This is a genomic window from Vibrio splendidus (genome assembly GCF_024347615.1).
Lineage (GTDB): Bacteria > Pseudomonadota > Gammaproteobacteria > Enterobacterales > Vibrionaceae > Vibrio > Vibrio splendidus.
Genome location: NZ_AP025509.1, coordinates 1,353,175 through 1,369,857, shown reverse-complemented (window position 1 = coordinate 1,369,857; position 16,683 = coordinate 1,353,175). Strand labels below are relative to the sequence as shown.

12 protein-coding genes are annotated in these 16,683 nt (G+C 44.8%); 8 read left to right on the top strand and 4 right to left on the bottom strand.

What is annotated here, in order from left to right; genetic code table 11:
- Positions 1-47: 47 nt before the first annotated feature.
- From OCU90_RS23240 to OCU90_RS23220, 5 genes are all read left to right on the top strand, one after another.
- The gene (locus OCU90_RS23240; RefSeq protein ID WP_061025902.1) at positions 48-3,740 is read left to right on the top strand and encodes an RHS repeat domain-containing protein; all 3,693 of its coding nucleotides are present in this window, start codon (positions 48-50) and stop codon (positions 3,738-3,740) included.
- Entirely contained in the window at positions 3,730-4,860 is a 1,131-nt protein-coding gene (locus OCU90_RS23235) for an RHS repeat-associated core domain-containing protein (RefSeq protein ID WP_061025903.1), read from the top strand. The genes OCU90_RS23240 and OCU90_RS23235 overlap by 11 nt, the downstream gene beginning before the upstream one ends.
- Positions 4,861-5,133: 273 nt before the next feature.
- Positions 5,134-6,573 carry a 6-phospho-beta-glucosidase gene (locus tag OCU90_RS23230; RefSeq protein ID WP_017078512.1) on the top strand — a complete coding sequence of 480 codons (1,440 nt, stop codon included), beginning with the start codon at positions 5,134-5,136 and terminating at the stop codon, positions 6,571-6,573.
- 99 nt (positions 6,574-6,672) lie between these two features.
- Positions 6,673-7,671 (top strand): LacI family DNA-binding transcriptional regulator, encoded by a 999-nt coding sequence (locus tag OCU90_RS23225; RefSeq protein WP_061025905.1) that lies wholly within the window; start codon positions 6,673-6,675, stop codon positions 7,669-7,671.
- A gap of 201 nt (positions 7,672-7,872) precedes the next feature.
- Positions 7,873-8,436, top strand: coding sequence for a sugar O-acetyltransferase (locus OCU90_RS23220; protein ID WP_061025907.1), 564 nt, complete (start codon positions 7,873-7,875; stop codon positions 8,434-8,436).
- A gap of 99 nt (positions 8,437-8,535) precedes the next feature.
- Here OCU90_RS23220 and OCU90_RS23215 read toward each other — a convergent pair whose 3' ends face one another.
- Positions 8,536-9,723: an MFS transporter gene (locus OCU90_RS23215; protein ID WP_061025909.1), complete on the bottom strand. Its 1,188-nt coding sequence runs from the start codon at positions 9,721-9,723 to the stop codon at positions 8,536-8,538.
- Between the two features lie 281 nt (positions 9,724-10,004).
- Here OCU90_RS23215 and OCU90_RS23210 point away from each other — a divergent pair, with 281 nt between their 5' ends.
- The 3 genes from OCU90_RS23210 to OCU90_RS23200 all read left to right on the top strand — a co-directional run bounded on the left by OCU90_RS23210 (position 10,005) and on the right by OCU90_RS23200 (position 13,893).
- Positions 10,005-10,886 carry a LysR family transcriptional regulator gene (locus OCU90_RS23210; RefSeq protein ID WP_061025910.1) on the top strand — a complete coding sequence of 294 codons (882 nt, stop codon included), beginning with the start codon at positions 10,005-10,007 and terminating at the stop codon, positions 10,884-10,886.
- A 283-nt stretch (positions 10,887-11,169) separates the two neighbouring features.
- Entirely contained in the window at positions 11,170-12,378 is a 1,209-nt protein-coding gene (locus OCU90_RS23205; protein ID WP_240513424.1) for an anaerobic sulfatase maturase, read from the top strand.
- Between the two features lie 30 nt (positions 12,379-12,408).
- Entirely contained in the window at positions 12,409-13,893 is a 1,485-nt protein-coding gene (locus OCU90_RS23200; protein ID WP_061025914.1) for a sulfatase family protein, read from the top strand.
- An 87-nt stretch (positions 13,894-13,980) separates the two neighbouring features.
- Here OCU90_RS23200 and OCU90_RS23195 read toward each other — a convergent pair whose 3' ends face one another.
- The 3 genes from OCU90_RS23195 to OCU90_RS23185 all read right to left on the bottom strand — a co-directional run bounded on the left by OCU90_RS23195 (position 13,981) and on the right by OCU90_RS23185 (position 16,570).
- Positions 13,981-15,303 (bottom strand): IS4-like element ISVbsp1 family transposase, encoded by a 1,323-nt coding sequence (locus OCU90_RS23195; protein ID WP_009845967.1) that lies wholly within the window; start codon positions 15,301-15,303, stop codon positions 13,981-13,983.
- A gap of 156 nt (positions 15,304-15,459) precedes the next feature.
- Positions 15,460-16,134, bottom strand: coding sequence for a Crp/Fnr family transcriptional regulator (locus tag OCU90_RS23190; RefSeq protein ID WP_061022311.1), 675 nt, complete (start codon positions 16,132-16,134; stop codon positions 15,460-15,462).
- 145 nt (positions 16,135-16,279) lie between these two features.
- The gene (locus OCU90_RS23185; protein ID WP_017062386.1) at positions 16,280-16,570 is read right to left on the bottom strand and encodes a putative quinol monooxygenase; all 291 of its coding nucleotides are present in this window, start codon (positions 16,568-16,570) and stop codon (positions 16,280-16,282) included.
- Positions 16,571-16,683 lie beyond the last annotated feature (113 nt).

The following is a 16,683-nucleotide window of genomic DNA, read 5'->3' as shown; positions in this document are numbered from 1 at the left end:
GTTAGCTCACCCACTTTGAGCTAACTCATTCACTTTAAGGTAAATTTATGTCTAATTGGACTTCAAACGCTTTTAACTTTGATAGCTTTTGTTCGGGCGGCGTAGACCAAAGAACCAGAAGCTATTCATATCAAATCTTATTTGGCTCTCTTATTGGTAACTGGCTTAAGGGACCAAACCTCGATATATCCATTCAATTCTCACCTTACTCGACGGACAACCTTGGTTTCGGTAAAGGCTGGAAATTGAATCTCCCAAGATACGACATCGAGAACCAACAGCTCTATCTTGCAAATGGGCAATCCTACCGTGCTGAATTAAACGCCAATATAGAGATGAGTATTCGTTACAAGAAACTGCTCGATTTTTCGGTATCGTCTAGCGCGAATGGTTATGAAATCACGTATAAAAATGGACGTACTGATCTTTTAGATAAAGATGGCGACATCATTAAGATCACCCAAAGCAATGGTCATGCTCTCTACTTTTCTTGGCTCAACGTGGGACAAAATAAGCGCTTAGATAAAGTTTGGGATGACAGAACAACCAAACAGACCGCACTTTTATGGGTTGAGTATATCTCGGTAGGGCGCGTTAATATTTTTACTAATATTGGCAGTACCCATGAAGCTTACTTCAGTCTTACTCTTAGCAATAACAAGCTCGTCAAATGCAATTTACCAGAACAAGCAGGTAGCTATAGTTTCGGTTATGAAAGCATTGGTTCATATACGTTAATCAATGAGGTAAACCATCCTTGTGGCTTGACCGAGCGTTTGAGATATAAGGCTGATGGTATTCGCGTCAACTCAATGACTTACTTACCAGCCGTTACTGCACACGATGTTCTTACCCTTAATTCGCCAGTTATTACCACAACCTACGACAGTGTTGGTACAGATAGCCGCAATTTCATGGGTTACGGTGTACGTGGCGGTGAATTAAGTGAAGGGCTTGATAACTTACTTGAGCGTGGTTACGAATATACTTATCGCGTCCAAAAGATCGAAAATGGCTCTATTGTAACAGCGCAAACATACAATCAATTTCATCTACTCGTTGAAGAAGCCCGGCAGGTAAACGGAAACCTTGTTCATTTGAAAAGGCTGGAATACCCAGCGATTGATAATCAACAGTTTTCCGCTCAACCCGCTCAGTATTCATTGATCAGTAAAGAGGAACAAGTCTGGTTTTCTGGATCGGATAGCCAAGCTCAAAGTCGATTATGGGATTATGACGAATATGGCAACATGCTTAAGTTCGTTGATGAGAATGACATCGCAGAACGTTACGAATACTACGCTAAACATGGTGAGGCAGGTTGTCCCGCATCGCCAACGGGTATGGTGAATTTCGTCAAATCTCGTACGCTCAACAATGGATCAGAACAGAGAGTGATCTCTTATCAATATGCTTCTCTTGAGGGGCTGAATGGCCATCGTGATGTGGTTCTGAGTTTGGAAGAAGACGTCCAACGCTATAGAAGTCATTACGCTTATCAAACTGATACTGGTGAGACTTACTCTTTCGGCCGATTGGCTTCAGTCCAAAATGACATTCTTCATCCTAACGGCACGTATTCTGCTATTTCTCACTATCGTTATGAGTTGGATAGCTATGTCCTTGAAGAACACGAAGAGCTGACCTGTCACGACAATACGAAAACCAATCTTGCGGTTGGGCACTACCTTGATATTGGAGAACTCGCGCGTCATGTCGATTCAGACGGAGTTAGCTGTGCATTTACTTATGATTCGCTTCGTAGAACTACTGAAGAACGGATTGAAGGAAGCGCTGCTCGTTCGTATCAATACATTGTTGATACTGGTATGAGTCGACAAACCCTGTTGTTAACGGATTGCAAAGGCAACTTGTGTGAACAAAGCTGGGATGGTCAAGGGCGCGAGCTAGAGGCTAAAGTTGGTAGCTCGATCGTATGGACAAAAATGTACGATGCGTTGGGTAGACTCCAAAGTAAGAGTACCTACGATGTGCTGCCTGATCGCCATTCTAGATCTGCGCCTGTGGTGTTAACAGAAAGCTATGAATACGATGAGTGGGATCAGATTAAAGCGACTCTGTTAGCGAATGGAAAACGTCGTGTCGAGTTCAATAATCTTGCCTCACGTAAGAAAACCCAAGGTATTGAAGGTTTGACCATGACGGTCAGTTCTCTGAATAGCTGGGGGCTAGAAGAGAAAAAAGAGCAAGGCATCAACAGTTGGAATTATGAGTACGACTCATGGGGAAGGTTGATTAAAGAAACGAATCCTCTCGCTCGATCTAAGCATTACCATTACGACCGTTTTGATCGTGTTATTCGCATGACTCAAGCGAACGGTGTCGATCAAGATATCACTTACGCTGAACATACCGATCAGTCACAAGTTGTAGATCTGAAAATTGGTGGGGTGACTTTAGGGCAACGCGATATTGATGGATTGGGACGTCCGCAATCCTTGCGCAGAGGATCGAGTCTCCAAGCTTCATTGGCGTGGACTTACGCGGATAGCAGCAATATCCCAGAAACTGAAACCAGCATGGCAGCCCCAACAAGGCTATTTGCTCGCGATAGCCAATTGGGAGTGCTAAGTGCTAAGTCGTCTGATGGGCAGGCTTCTAGTTACAGTCATGACCCAATATCCGGCTTACCGACAGGGAGTCAGGACAGTGAAGGCAATCAAAGTACCATTACCTACTCGACTAAAGGTTTGCCTGAAGCCGAGGTGAATGATGGTCAGTCTCGTTACTACAGCTACTCCGATGGTGGGGTTATCGCTGCAATTGATAGTGACACGGACACTCGCCAGTATGGTTACGACGAACTCGGACGATTAGTGAAATTGAGTTCAAATTCAACAACGGTTTACTACGAATATGATGAGTTTGATCGAGTGATATTAGAAACACTGATATCGGGTAGTCAAACCCAAGTCACTGAACTCGAATGGGATGAATATAGTCGCGAAGTCAACCGAGCTATAGCCTTGAACGATAATTATATCTTTGAGCAATCACAAGAATATAACGCGTTAGGGCTGCTTAATTCTCGTAAAAAGGAGTGTGTAACTTTAGGTAATCTGACGGAAATCTATACCTATGATGACCTTTCTCAGTTGACTAAAGTCGAGTTCTTCGGCGCGGGCCCACTGAGCGATTGGTCTCAGCCTATGACGTCTATTGATTGGAGCTATGATGAGCTAGGTAACATGCTGACGCAACGCACAGCGACTACTGAATCTGAGGATTTCGCTCGTTACTTTTATGAGTCGGATGACCCTTGCCAGTTGACTCGTATTACTCATTCCCATCCACAACTCGACGGTCAGGTAACAGTGAAATACGACTTGAATGGCAACATGATTCAAGATGCGGATGGTCGAATTCTTGAATATGACCATTTCGACCGATTACAGCGTGTGTTAGCTGATAATACCGAATGGCTCTATCAATATGACAGCAACGACCGACTGTCTACACAACAGTCCGTTTCTGAATCTCGTCACTTTAACTATCTATGGGGTGACCTCGCTTCGATCGAGGGAAATGGCAAACTCACTCAGTATATCTATCACGAAGGAGTGCCTAAATGGTCAGAGATGGACTCGGAAACTACGTTATTGGCAACGGATCAAAATGGTTCGGTAATCGCGTCAAATACGTCGGGCAAAACAGGGTCGATGTACCGTTACTCTCCATATGGGCAACGTGATCAAGCGGGGAATGCAAATGAACAATAAAGACTCGGTATTTATTACCCCACTTAATCGCCGTGAGTTCCTGATTAAAATTGGTCAAACTGCGGCGGTGGCTGGTGGTATCTCACTGCTTCCTACTTCGGTTCGTTTAGCGATGGCGCAGTCGATGACTATCTCTCATTCGGAGATTGGCTTTAATGGCGAGTGGTTGGACCCTGTGTTGCAAGGCTATCACTTAGGTCAAGGTTATCGTGTCTACCAACCTAAGCTGATGCGCTTCAATGCTCCGGACAGTTTGGCGCCTTTCAATGAGGGTGTTCACAATGCTTATGTGTACTGCCATAACGACCCGATTAACTTCACCGATCCAAGTGGCCACCTGAATATCAGTAAGATCTTATTCGGTGCTTTTGGGGTTATCGCGGGGATTGTTGGTATTGCCTTGGCTGCGCCAACGGGGGGCTCTAGCTTAGTACTGGCTGCAGGTATTATCGGCGGTATTGCTGGGATGACCAGTGGTGCGCTGCAAATTGCTTCGGGTGTTATCGATGATGGCGATATTTCTCGCAAACTCGATATAGCGACGATTCCGTTCGATATTATTGGTGTAGTGAGTGGCGGATATTCTGCTTATAAGTCGGTTCAGAACTTACGCTGGGTAAGAGCCGGCGGTGCATTGGAAGATGTCACTCAGCCAGGCCTTGGTTCTCGCTTAATGAACAAGATTAGGCCTTCTAGTGAGTACAATGTTGCATGGGCCAATAAAACGAACCCGGCTATGCGAATAGGCAGCTCAGAGGGGCAGGTGATTGCGACCAGAATGACGCAGGGCGGTAAGACGATGACGTACACACCTCCTCCCATTCATGGTGGATTTACCAAGATTCTACTCGGACAAGTCAAAGTGGGCGCCCGAGGCTATACCATTTATCAAGGCATAATGACGGCGCGCTCGATTGGTGGTTTAGGTTGGTCATCGGTTAAAACAATACCTGGGCGATTAGATGAAGAAAAGTCTTCAGCGGATACCATGGTGACGGAAGGTAGAAGTGCCAATCCTGCAGCCAAGAAGACGCAGATGTACGCATTAGAAGAGACACGACAACGAATTAAATATGGTAATGAGGTTCAGCAGATGATCCGTCAGCTGCCATTGTCGTAGTCTGTTTTATTGGTTTACTTTAACTACTAATATAAAGCCAGTTCAACACTCGTTGAACTGGCTTTTTTGCATTCTGTGTAGGCGTTCTCGAACGTTACCCACCAACCATGAGTACTTTCCTTAGATCTCACTTCGTGATCAAAAAAAGATCAAAAAGGTATTGTTGAAACCGGTTTCAGTCTGTATCTTTACTTTTATTGAAATCGGTTTCAGAGTTGCGATTGCTTCTCTAATCCCGATCTTTTTCACGAATAACTTGTAGCGGGTAATGGTATGAACAACGAATTTCCGAACGATTTTTTATGGGGTGGTGCAGTAGCAGCGCATCAGCTAGAAGGCGGCTGGGATGCGAATGGTAAAGGTGTGAGTGTCGTTGACGTATTAACGGCAGGTGCTCATGGTGTACAACGTCGAATCACCGATGGTGTGATTGATGGTGAAAACTACCCAAACCAAGTGGCTGTTGATTTCTACCACCGCTACAAAGAAGACATTAAGTTATTTGCTGAGATGGGCTTTAAGTGTTTCCGTACCAGTATCGCTTGGACGCGTATTTTCCCAAATGGCGATGAAGCTGAGCCGTGTGAAGCGGGTTTAGCATTTTACGATGATCTGTTTGATGAGCTGCTGAAATACGACATTCAACCTGTGGTAACACTGAGCCACTTTGAAATGCCTTACCATCTAGCCAAAGAATACGGGGGCTGGATGAACCGTAAAGTGATCGATTTCTTTGTTAAGTATTCAACCACAGTGATGGAACGCTACCAGCACAAGGTTAAGTACTGGATGACGTTCAATGAGATAAATAACCAGATGAATACTTCAGCAGATATCTTTGGTTGGTTATGTTCTGGCGTGAAGTTTCCACAATGTGAAAAGCCGCAAGAAGCCATGTATCAAGCGGTTCACCATCAGTTTGTTGCCAGTGCTTTGGTGGTTAAGAAAGGTCACGAGATCAATCCAGATCTTCAAATCGGCGCAATGTGTGCGATGGTGCCTTTCTATCCTCATTCTTCAAAGCCAGAAGATATTATGGTGGCACAGCAAGCGATGCGTGATCGTTATTTCTTCTCGGACGTGATGGTGCGTGGCCACTACCCAAATTACGCTAAGCGTGACTGGGCAATCAAAGGCTTCAATATTGAGATGCAGCCCGAAGATGAGCAAATCTTGAAAGAAGGTAAAGCGGATTACCTTGGCTTTAGCTACTACATGTCTAATACCTTGGATTCTTCTTCTCATCAATCGACTGAAGAAGCGATGGACGGCGGTCATGAGAACTCGGTCGATAACCCGTTCATCCAGTCTAGCGATTGGGGCTGGCCAATTGATCCAACGGGTTTGCGTTTCTGTTTAGCATCTCTGTATGAGCGCTATGAAGTGCCATTGTTCATCGTCGAGAATGGCTTCGGTGCTGTCGACACCATAGAAGAAGATGGCAGCATTAATGACGACTACCGCATCGCTTACCTTGGCGACCACATCAAAGAGATGAAAAAATCCGTTGCGATTGATGGTGTTGACTTGATGGGTTATACCCCTTGGGGCTGTATCGACTTAGTGTCGTTCACCACCGGTGAGATGAAAAAACGCTACGGATTCATTTACGTAGATAAGCACAACGATCAATCTGGCTCACTAGAACGCAAACGCAAGAAGTCGTTCGAGTGGTATAAAGGCGTGATTGCATCTAACGGTGCCACTATTTAGAATGCATTTCCCAGCGCAGTTATGTGAACTGTGAGCTGTCATTTTGCAATGAATTAGTCGGCCTATGTCGGCTAATTTTTTATAAAGGAAAAGAAGCGAATGGTAACCATGCTTGACGTCGCAAACCGCGCAGGTGTATCTAAATCGACTGTTTCTCGTGTCTTAAATGGCAAGAACATCGTGCGCCCAGATGTGGTGAAAAAGGTATTCGATGCGATTCAAGAAACAGGTTATCGACCGAACTTGTTGGCCCAGCAATTGGCGACCAAGAAGACCAATTTCATCGGCTTTGTAATCACTAATGAGTTGTTCAATGGCCCTTACTTTTCTTCCTTGATGTATCACGCGGCTTCTTATAGCGAAAAGTCGAATCACCAATTGGTGATCACCGATGGCAAACACAGTGCTGAAGACGAAGTAAAGGCGATCAACTTCCTGCTGGATATGAAGTGCGCGGGCATCATCATCTATCCGCAATGCTTAACCGAAAGCGAGATTGCAAAGATCATCGACAGCACTGACACACCTATTCTGGTACTCAACCGAGAAATGCCGTCGAAGCCCAATCATGCTATCACCACCGACCACTATCAGAGCGCTTGTTTGATGGTTGAACACATCATCGAGCAAGGCCATACAGACATTGCAGTGATTCGAGGAAAAGCCGGTTCTTCGACTGATGAGTTGCGTTACCAAGCTTATCAAGATGTCTTAACTAAACAGGGTATTACATTGGATGAGTCCAAGGTTGTTCGAGGTGATTGGACGATGGAGAGCGGTTATCACACGGCTCAGGCTCTGGTAAAAAGCAAAACCACGTTCACTGCTATCTTGTCTGAAAACGATGATATGGCGATTGGTGCGATTAAGGCGTTAACTGAACTTGGGTACTCATTGCCTCAAGATGTTTCTATTGTCGGCTTTGATAACAGCAAAGTGGGCGCGTTTTTAACGCCAAGCTTAACGTCTGTGAGTGTGCCATTAGAGCAAATGACGCAAAAGGCGATCCTGCAAATTGTCGGTGAAACAGAGCAAGCGACCACCATCAATACCACTGGCAGTTTGGTGTTACGTGATTCGATAGCGAAGCTAAATTAGCACCGTTCGAATTTCATATTTCACCTACAAAAAGTGACGAGCTGCGCATCTCTTCAACCAAGCTCAAACACTCCTTATTCACTGTTATTTAGATGTGCGATATTGCGTTTTTGGTCGATGAATTGACCAGCATTAGTTAAGTAATGTGAAAACGGTAAGTAATGTGAAACTAGCTAAGTGATGTGAGAATAGGTAAGTAACGTGAAAACAGAAAAACAAAAAATGCTAGCAGGCGAACCTTATCAGGCTTGGGATAAAGAGCTTTATGCCGCTCGTATCGAATGTCGTAAGGTGCTTCAAAAACTTAATAACAGTATTCCTGACACACCCGAATGGGAAGCAGCAACGCAAGAGCTGATTCCGGGCTGTGAAAATGCGCATTTAGAACCTCCATTTCGTTGTGATTACGGCTCGAATATCAAGCTGGGCAAGAACTTCTACGCTAACTTTAACTGCGTGATTTTGGATGTGGCTGAAGTGACCATTGGTGACAATGTGCTGCTTGGCCCGAATGTTCAAATCCTTACCGCAGGTCATCCACTCGATGTGAAAGGCCGTGTAGAAGAAGGCGTTGAGTTTGGCACACCGATTAACGTCGGCGACAATGTTTGGCTTGGCGGTGGTGTAATCATTTGCCCCGGTGTCACTATTGGCGAAAACAGCGTGATTGGCGCAGGCAGTGTGGTAACTAAAGACATCCCAGCCAATGTGGTTGCAGTCGGTAACCCATGTAAAGTGCTGAAATTGATCGATAACGGACAATAATCAGATTTAAATGACAAAGCCCGAACCTAGGTTCGGGCTTTGTTTTTTCTATCCTTGCTAGATGCTAGATGCTAGATGCTAGATGCTAGATGCTAGATGCTAGATGCTAGATGGAACAGCTTGTTGTGCTTGCTTCTTATCTAACGCACCACTGAATCGAGTCAGAACAAGAGCGATCAAAACGATCACAGCACCTACCCAAGGGGTGTTCATTAATCCAGATTTCGCGACAATCAAACCACCACCCCACGAGCCCAATGCAATACCGACGTTGAAGGCTGCAATGTTCAACCCAGAAGCGACATCGACTGCGTCTGGTGTGTATTTCTCAGCCAGTTTCACAACATACACTTGTAGCCCCGGAACGTTACCGAATGCAAATGCACCCCAAACCAAAATAGTCGCAACGGCTGCATAAGGGTTTACAGCGGTAAAGTTGAATACCACCAGTACTGCGGCTAAACCAGAGAAGATAACGGTCAGCGCTTTAATTGGGCCCATCTTGTCGGCCATTTTACCGCCCCAGATGTTACCTACCGCCACTGACACACCGTAAACCAACATGATTAAACTGATTGAGCTCGAATCAAACCCTGATACGTTTTCCAGTATTGGAGCAAGGAAGGTAAAGGCTGTGAATGTGCCGCCATAACCAAGCGCCGTGATGGCGTAAACCAACAGCAAGCGTGGTTGAGTCAGAACCTTTAGTTGTGCCGAAATCTTCGCCGCTGGTGGTTGCTTAAGGTTGCTTGGAACCAAGATAGCGCTACCGATAAGAGCAATCAGACCAAGCAGAGCAACGATCAAGAAGGTCGCTTGCCAGCCAAAGGTTTGGCCGATATAAGTGCCCAGTGGTACGCCGGTTACCAATGCAACCGTTAAACCCGTAAACATGATCGCAATGGCACTGGCTGCTTTATCTTTTGAAACCAAACCTGTCGCGATGGTCGATCCAATCGAGAAGAACACACCATGGGCAAGGCCAGTCAAAATTCGTGCGGCGATCAGCGTGTTATAGCCTGGAGCTTGCCACGCCAATAAGTTACCAATGACAAACAATGCCATCACGGTTAGCAATACCGCTTTACGATTCCATTTGCCGGTTAATGCCGTTAATACTGGTGCGCCAATAGCAACGCCAAGCGCGTATATACTGACTAATAGGCCTGCCGATGGCAGAGATACATTCAAGTCGCTCGCCATGGTAGGAATCAAGCCTACGATGACAAACTCTGTGGTTCCGATGGCAAAGGCGCTGAGCGTCAATGCAAGTAATGCTAGTGGCATAATCATCTCTCTTACTGTTCTTTGTTAAATACCGAGCGCGATAAAATGGGGCAGCTTGTGACTGCAATAGGAGCGCTTCGTTTGATGGCGAGGATTATCTAGCAATATATATTTGTGATAAATGACGTTATTAACAAATAACCTTTGTTAAATTTGCAATAATTGAAGAGTTAGCCGATCATTGGATTAAGCTGATGAGATCGAAAAGACATAGATGATTTGAGCTGTGATGAGCACAAGCGAGATGACATTAAACAAAATGAAGATAGCGAAGGAGCCTTATGTTAACCCGTTCAGATGATTTAGAAATGGTACTCACCGTTGTCGATGCTGGTGGTTTTTCTGCGGCGGCAGAGGCGTTGGATATGCAGGTCGCCAAGGTGTCTCGTTCGGTGAGTAAGGTTGAGTCGCAACTCGGCGTCTCAATATTCAACCGAACAACGAGACGCGTGGAATTGACGGAGGAAGGGCGGCAGTTTGTCGATTCAGTCAGGGTGGGATTACAGATGATCCAGAGCGCGGAAGAAGAAATCGTGTCGCGCGGTGAGTTGCCAAAAGGTCGTTTAAGAGTCGATGCCGCCAGTCCATTCGTATTCCATCAGCTAGTGCCGTTGGTGCAGTCATTCAAAGAGGCTTACCCAGACATTGAGTTGGAACTCACTTCCAACGAAGGCTTTGTTGATCTTCTAGAAAAGAGAACCGATGTTGCGATTCGAATCGGTAAGTTGTCCGATTCAACACTGCACGCTCGCCCTTTAGGAAAAAGTTTACTCCATATTGTGGCGTCACCTGATTATCTCGCTAAGCGTGGGCTACCCACCAAACCTGAAGATTTGAGCTCGCATCAAATTGTGGGATTTGCGGGTAACAAAGTGCTTAACCATTGGCCTTTACCAAACCAAAGTGATGTCCCGCCTACCGTGACAGCCAGTAATGGTGAAACCGTGCGTCAACTAGCACTAGCTGGAAATGGGATTGCTTGTCTGTCGGGGTTTATGGTGCAGGAAGATATGGCAGCAGGGCGTCTAATCCCTATTTTGGAACAAGACAAACTTGCCAACACAGACCGAGAGCGAGTGAATGCGGTTTACTACAAGTCGTCATCGGTCTCTAAACGTATCTCGGCGTTTATCGATTTTATACAGCCCCGTTTGAGCTTGTAGGGAAGAATGAAACACTCTTTAGCAGCACACAGTCAAGCCGTTATTTGAATCGTTTGAGAACGGGTATTCGTATCAATGTTTAGAGAGCACATATTGTTGTATTGAGATTCGATAGGTGGATGTGATCTCAATAGCGTTTACTGACTTTCACTGATTAAAACTACCGCTTTTCGGACATTTGTCCTATTGATGAAGCTTATCAATTTTTAGCATGCCCATATCGAAATTGAGTAGGTAATCGAAGATGGGTATAGATACTTTTTCACCTCAAGGCTGTCATGTTATGGCAAAGCCTTCGGGTTCTAAATGCAACATTGATTGCAGCTATTGTTTCTATCTTGAAAAAGAAAAACTCTATCCTGAATCTGCCAGTTCACCGACCTCTTGGAAGATGGATGACGCCACGTTGGAGCGTTATGTTATCCAACATATTGAAGCGCAATGCTCCAATGAGGTGACTTTTGCATGGCAAGGAGGCGAACCGACGTTGTTGGGGTTGGCTTTCTTCGAAAAAGCGATGGCTCTGCAAGCTAAATACGGCCTAGGTAAAACCATCACCAATACTCTGCAAACCAACGGCTTATTGCTTGATGAGTCGTGGTGTCAGTTCTTCAAAGATCATCAGTTCTTAATTGGCATTTCGGTTGATGGTCCACAACATCTGCATGATGCCTATCGTAAAACACGCTCAGGGAAACTTACCCACCACAAAGTTGAAGCAGCGATTAATCTGCTCAAGTCCTTTGGTGTTGAGTTTAATACACTAACCGTTATCAGCGATGTGAATGCCAAATCTCCGTTAGAGGTGTATCACTACCTTAAGGGGATCGGAAGTGCGCACATGCAGTTCATTCCGTTGGTGGAACGTGAAGCCCAACAGCAAACGGAAGATGGATTAACCCTGTTACATCCTGAACGCTTAGAGGCGGTGTCTCTGTGTGATTGGAGTGTTGGCTCTGAGCATTATGGCTTATTTATGGCGGCCATATTCAGAGAGTGGGTACGCCAAGATGTCGGAAAAGTATGGGTGCAACTTTTTGAGAATACCTTTGCAATGACATGTGGCCAACCAGCGCAGTTGTGTGTGTTTTCAGAGACGTGCGGCAGCGCTTTTGCGATGGAAAATAACGGCGATATTTATGCTTGTGACCACTATGTATTTCCAGAGTTCAAGCTTGGAAATATCCATACCGTCACTATCAAAGAGATAAACGAAAGCCAGGCGAATCAAAAGTTTGGCGAGAAGAAAAAACACTCACTTTCTCAAGATTGTTTACGCTGTGAATTTCGCTCTGTATGCCATGGCGGCTGCCCGAAACATCGCTTTGCTTTCTCGTCTTCTGGTAAGCCCGATCAGAACTACCTTTGCCTTGGTTATAAAACATTTTTCTCTTACTCAGCCCCTTACATTGATTTGATGAAGAAGCTCTACCAAGCAGGGCATCCTCCTGCTGCCATTATGCAAATCATCAAAAACAAAGAATCCCAATAACTCATCCTCTGAATATTCATGGAGTCGAACATGAAAAAATTCCCGCTTAGTGCGGTTTCAAAAGCGTTTGCTCTCGCGGCAGTAACCTGCTCGGGCAGCGTTATCGCTGAAGACGTCATACAACCTCAACAGCCGAATATTGTGGTCATCATGGCCGATGACCTTGGTGATTGGGCGACAAGCCACCATAACAAATACGTTGAAACCCCCAATCTAGAATACCTTTCAGAAACCGGTGTTCGTTTCGAGAATGGTATGACGCCAGCACCTGTTAGCTCTGCTGCCCGAGCTTCATTCCATACTGGTAAAATGCCCTCTCAGCATGGTGTGTATGATTTCTTAGCGGAAGATCCTAAGTACGATGCTGATTGGTTGGATGGCGAAAAACTGTTGTCTGAGCGCTTGCAAGAGGAAGGGTATCGCACTGCATTAATTGGTAAATGGCACGCCACGACGGACAGCAAAGAGCCAATTCGTGGCTTTGATCGTTGGTTAAGTTACGACGCGTTAGAAGCGGGTTGGAAAAACCAATACCTCCATTCTGGAACTGTGTTGTTTTCTCGTGATGGCGAAAACGAAGAGCACACAGGTATTCAAGCTCAGTTCTTAACTAAAGAGACGATCAAGTTCATTGATGAGCCAAGTGATAAGCCTTTCTTTGTTAGCCTTAACTATGTTGAGCCGCATTTCCCATTTGAAGGTTTACCTGAGCGATTAGTAGAGAAATATCGCGATATCGCACATAAAGTGGTCTCTTATGGTGGTAACTCAGTACTCGAACACATGAGTGCTTATACTTTAGTGCCATCTGATCATGAAGAGAAACTCGCGCAATATTTGGCGGCGGTGACTCTATTGGATGAGCAAGTCGGCCAGTTGATCGATGGTTTAGAGGGACGTGGTTTGATGGATAATACCGTGATCGCTTTTGTTTCTGATCATGGCTTGTTGATGGGGCAATATGGCTTATACGGTAAGATCAACGCCAGCTTCCCATACAATTTCTATGAAGAGACGATTCGCGTGCCTTTCATCATCAAAGGTCCTGAAGGCATGGTGCGTCAGAAACAAGTGCGTGGTGAGTTTGTTGATATCTTAGATCTGCATACCACCATCATGGAGCTCGCCAGCAATGGTAAAGGTTATGATACGAGCTATGGCCCAGGCAAGTCTTTGTTATCTATGATGAAGGGTGAGCGCGTTCGTGATTGGCGTCAGTACCAATTCTCAGAGCGTGGTAATGCACGAATGATCACTAACGGGCATTGGAAGTTGGTGCGTTACTATAATAAGAACAATGAGCCGATCGACCATTGGTATGATTTGAGTAACCCAATGGGTGAGGCGTATATCGCAGAGCCACCACGTCAAGCGGTTCAAGATACTATGATAAAAGCGTTGGATGAATTTTTTGCTCAGTACTCCAGTGATGAATACTCAGGTTTGAACATGTGGAAGATGGCTTACCCCAATTTCACTACTGAGAAAATCATTGAACATGAGCTGTGGAACTAACTCATAGTTTCTTCAAGCTTAGTCTTAATGATTGTCGATAATCAAAATAAACGGTGGCCTATGGGTCTAATGCCGTTCGGATAAGCATTATTGCTTGAACCTGAACGGATATTTGGCTGGGACAAAGAGGACTGAACGTGGAAACGTTCGGTCCTTTCTTTTATCTGGAAGAATGAAGTGACTCAAACTGTCTCTCATCCTTTTCAGTTTTACAGGTAGAGTTCCGTCTGGGCTTAAAGCTAACCAACGTAATTGCGCATCAATAAGGTTAATTGCGGCGGTAAAACTGACCCTAGTCGCTCGAACCCCGGCTTCTGAAGCTATCTTAACCATCTCTAATCGCACTAAGTTATAGGCAAGTAATACGCCCCAAAGCTCTTGCTTCACACCGGCAGAAAAACGACTTCGTAAAGTGACGTGACTTTGCAGTTGAGTCTGTTTAATTTCACCATAACCTTCTTCTATCTCCCAGCGTTGCCAATAAATACGCAGCAGGCTTTCTAGCGAGTATCTACTAGGGTCTGTAAGTGAAGTAATAAAACCTTTTATCTCACCTTTTGGCTCTTGATATAGGACTAATCTAGCTTCCCAACGTGCGGGTAAATTCGGATTCTGCCGTTGAGCTTGAGGAGATATGGGCATTGAGATGAGCATGTCGTTCTCCGCATATTTCTCCAACACTTCATAGCGTAGCTTACGTTTTGCCGGCATTAACCAGTGAGCATTTTCCGCACTCTCTTGCCACGACAACAAGAGGTCTGCCGAGAAATAACAACGATCAAATAAGGTCAATGAATGTGCGGGGATATCATTGAATAGACGCTTAGCTAAGGTCGTTTCACCGACATGACAGCCATCAAAAGCCGCCCCCATAATCATTCGAGTTTCTGTTGACATCAAAGCGACTAAACGAAGTTGAGGGTAAGGTTTCAATTTTTTAGAGATGAACCCAAATTCTTCAGCGTTCTCTGGGGAATCTTGGCACCTAAATGTTGTTCCATCCACAGCAAGAACATTAAGCTCCAAGTCTTTATCTTGTTGAAGGATATCTCCGTTCCAAGCCTTTACCGTTGTGTGAAACAGAGCCGCTAATGGACTCTCATCTAGACGTCGGCGTGAATCAGTTAGGACACTAGGTGCAACACGAGACCAGCTATCTTCAGGTTTAGGCTGAAGCGCAATGTCTAATGAACTGCATACCTCTTTGATAGACATGTTGCGTTGCAGCCCCATCCAAATAACTAACCAGACAGCTTGCTGAGCGGGAAGCCGACGTCGTCTTATGCTCGCTTTATTGGTTTCAAGAAGAGCTTGTTCTATCCACTCAATCTGAATGGCGTCGACGACAGATTCATAATTGTCGGCATCTTCAATGGTCTCGTGTGCCATTGCTAATTCTTGTTCAAGCATAAAAAAATCCCCATCAACGTTGTTGATGGGGATTATCTGCTAACTGCAAGATCGTTCAAGTCTTCTTAAACGATCGGCATTAGGCCTATGGGTCACCGTTTTACGTTTGTGGGAGCGTTGGAGTAAGTGAATAAATTACTAAGTATTAGAATGAAGTTATTGCTTTTCGGACTCTTTCAAACGAGTCGCTTCGAGTTTGTCTAGATTGATGATTCGAATACTTTTTCTTGTAACGGAAATCGCGCCGCTGTCATTCAATTGCTTTAAAATTCGATTGTAAACGCGCAGGTTTGTGCCTAGTCGTTCACACTCTAAGCTTTTGTTTACGATGTAATCTTTATCTGGATTCAGGCTGTGAAACTGCAACAAATCATCAATTACACAATAGGTGATTGAATGGAGAATATTACGCGACATTCTCTCGACCGATAAATACCATTTGGAGGTGAGGTGTTTAAAAGTATGTGCTGCCAAGATAGGGGTTTTACAGATGAGCTCGGCAAACATCGCCCCATTCATAATGAATCCTTCACAATCAGATTCTGCTTTCACTGAGTAGAAGCAGGGTTTCCCTGAAAACAACTCCATAAGCCCAAGAAAACCATTGTGGTTGAATGTTCCTACCTGATATCGACGACCGTAACGTGAACTGCGAGACAACGAAATAGCTCCCCCAGTAATGAAGATGATGTCGTTGATCTCTTGCCCCTGTTGAAATATAGGATCGCCTTTCTTAATTGTATGCTTACGAAAGGACAAGGCTTCTCCGTTTTCAGATAAGAAGTCGAGGATATGTGATGTATAGTAAATATCATCTTCAGTGATCAGCATAAAGTGATTAGCTCGGAGCCTATTTTCAGAGGGGATAAGAGACCATTGTATAAGAAAAACGGTAAAACAAAAGTAACTAAAAAGCCCCACAGTAAAGACTGTAGGGCTGGATATTTGGAGGCTCGTAGCTAGCTTTCATTCACACTTAAGCGATCTTAGTCATCTCGTTAAGTGTAAATGACGTAACACTACCTTCGGTTGCTGCCATGTATTCAGCAAGGTGAGTATTGCCCATGTGTGTTTGCCAAAGTTCACGAGACGTCCAGTTTTCGTAGAAAGTGAAATGTGCTGGGTTTTCATTGTCTTGGTGAAGGTCGTAGTTGATGCAGCCTTCTTCAGCGCGAGTAATATCAATCAGTTTTAGCAGCTCTGCTTTAACCAATTCAATTTTGTCTTCGTTAGCGACGATGTTTGCGACGATAGTTAGTTGAGTCATGTTCGTACCTATATTATTTTTCACCGAAATGGTGATTTGTCTGTTTTTACAGCGCCACTCTTTGTTCATTGAGCTGCAGTCTGTGTCGATGGATAAATAATAGTAGGAATATT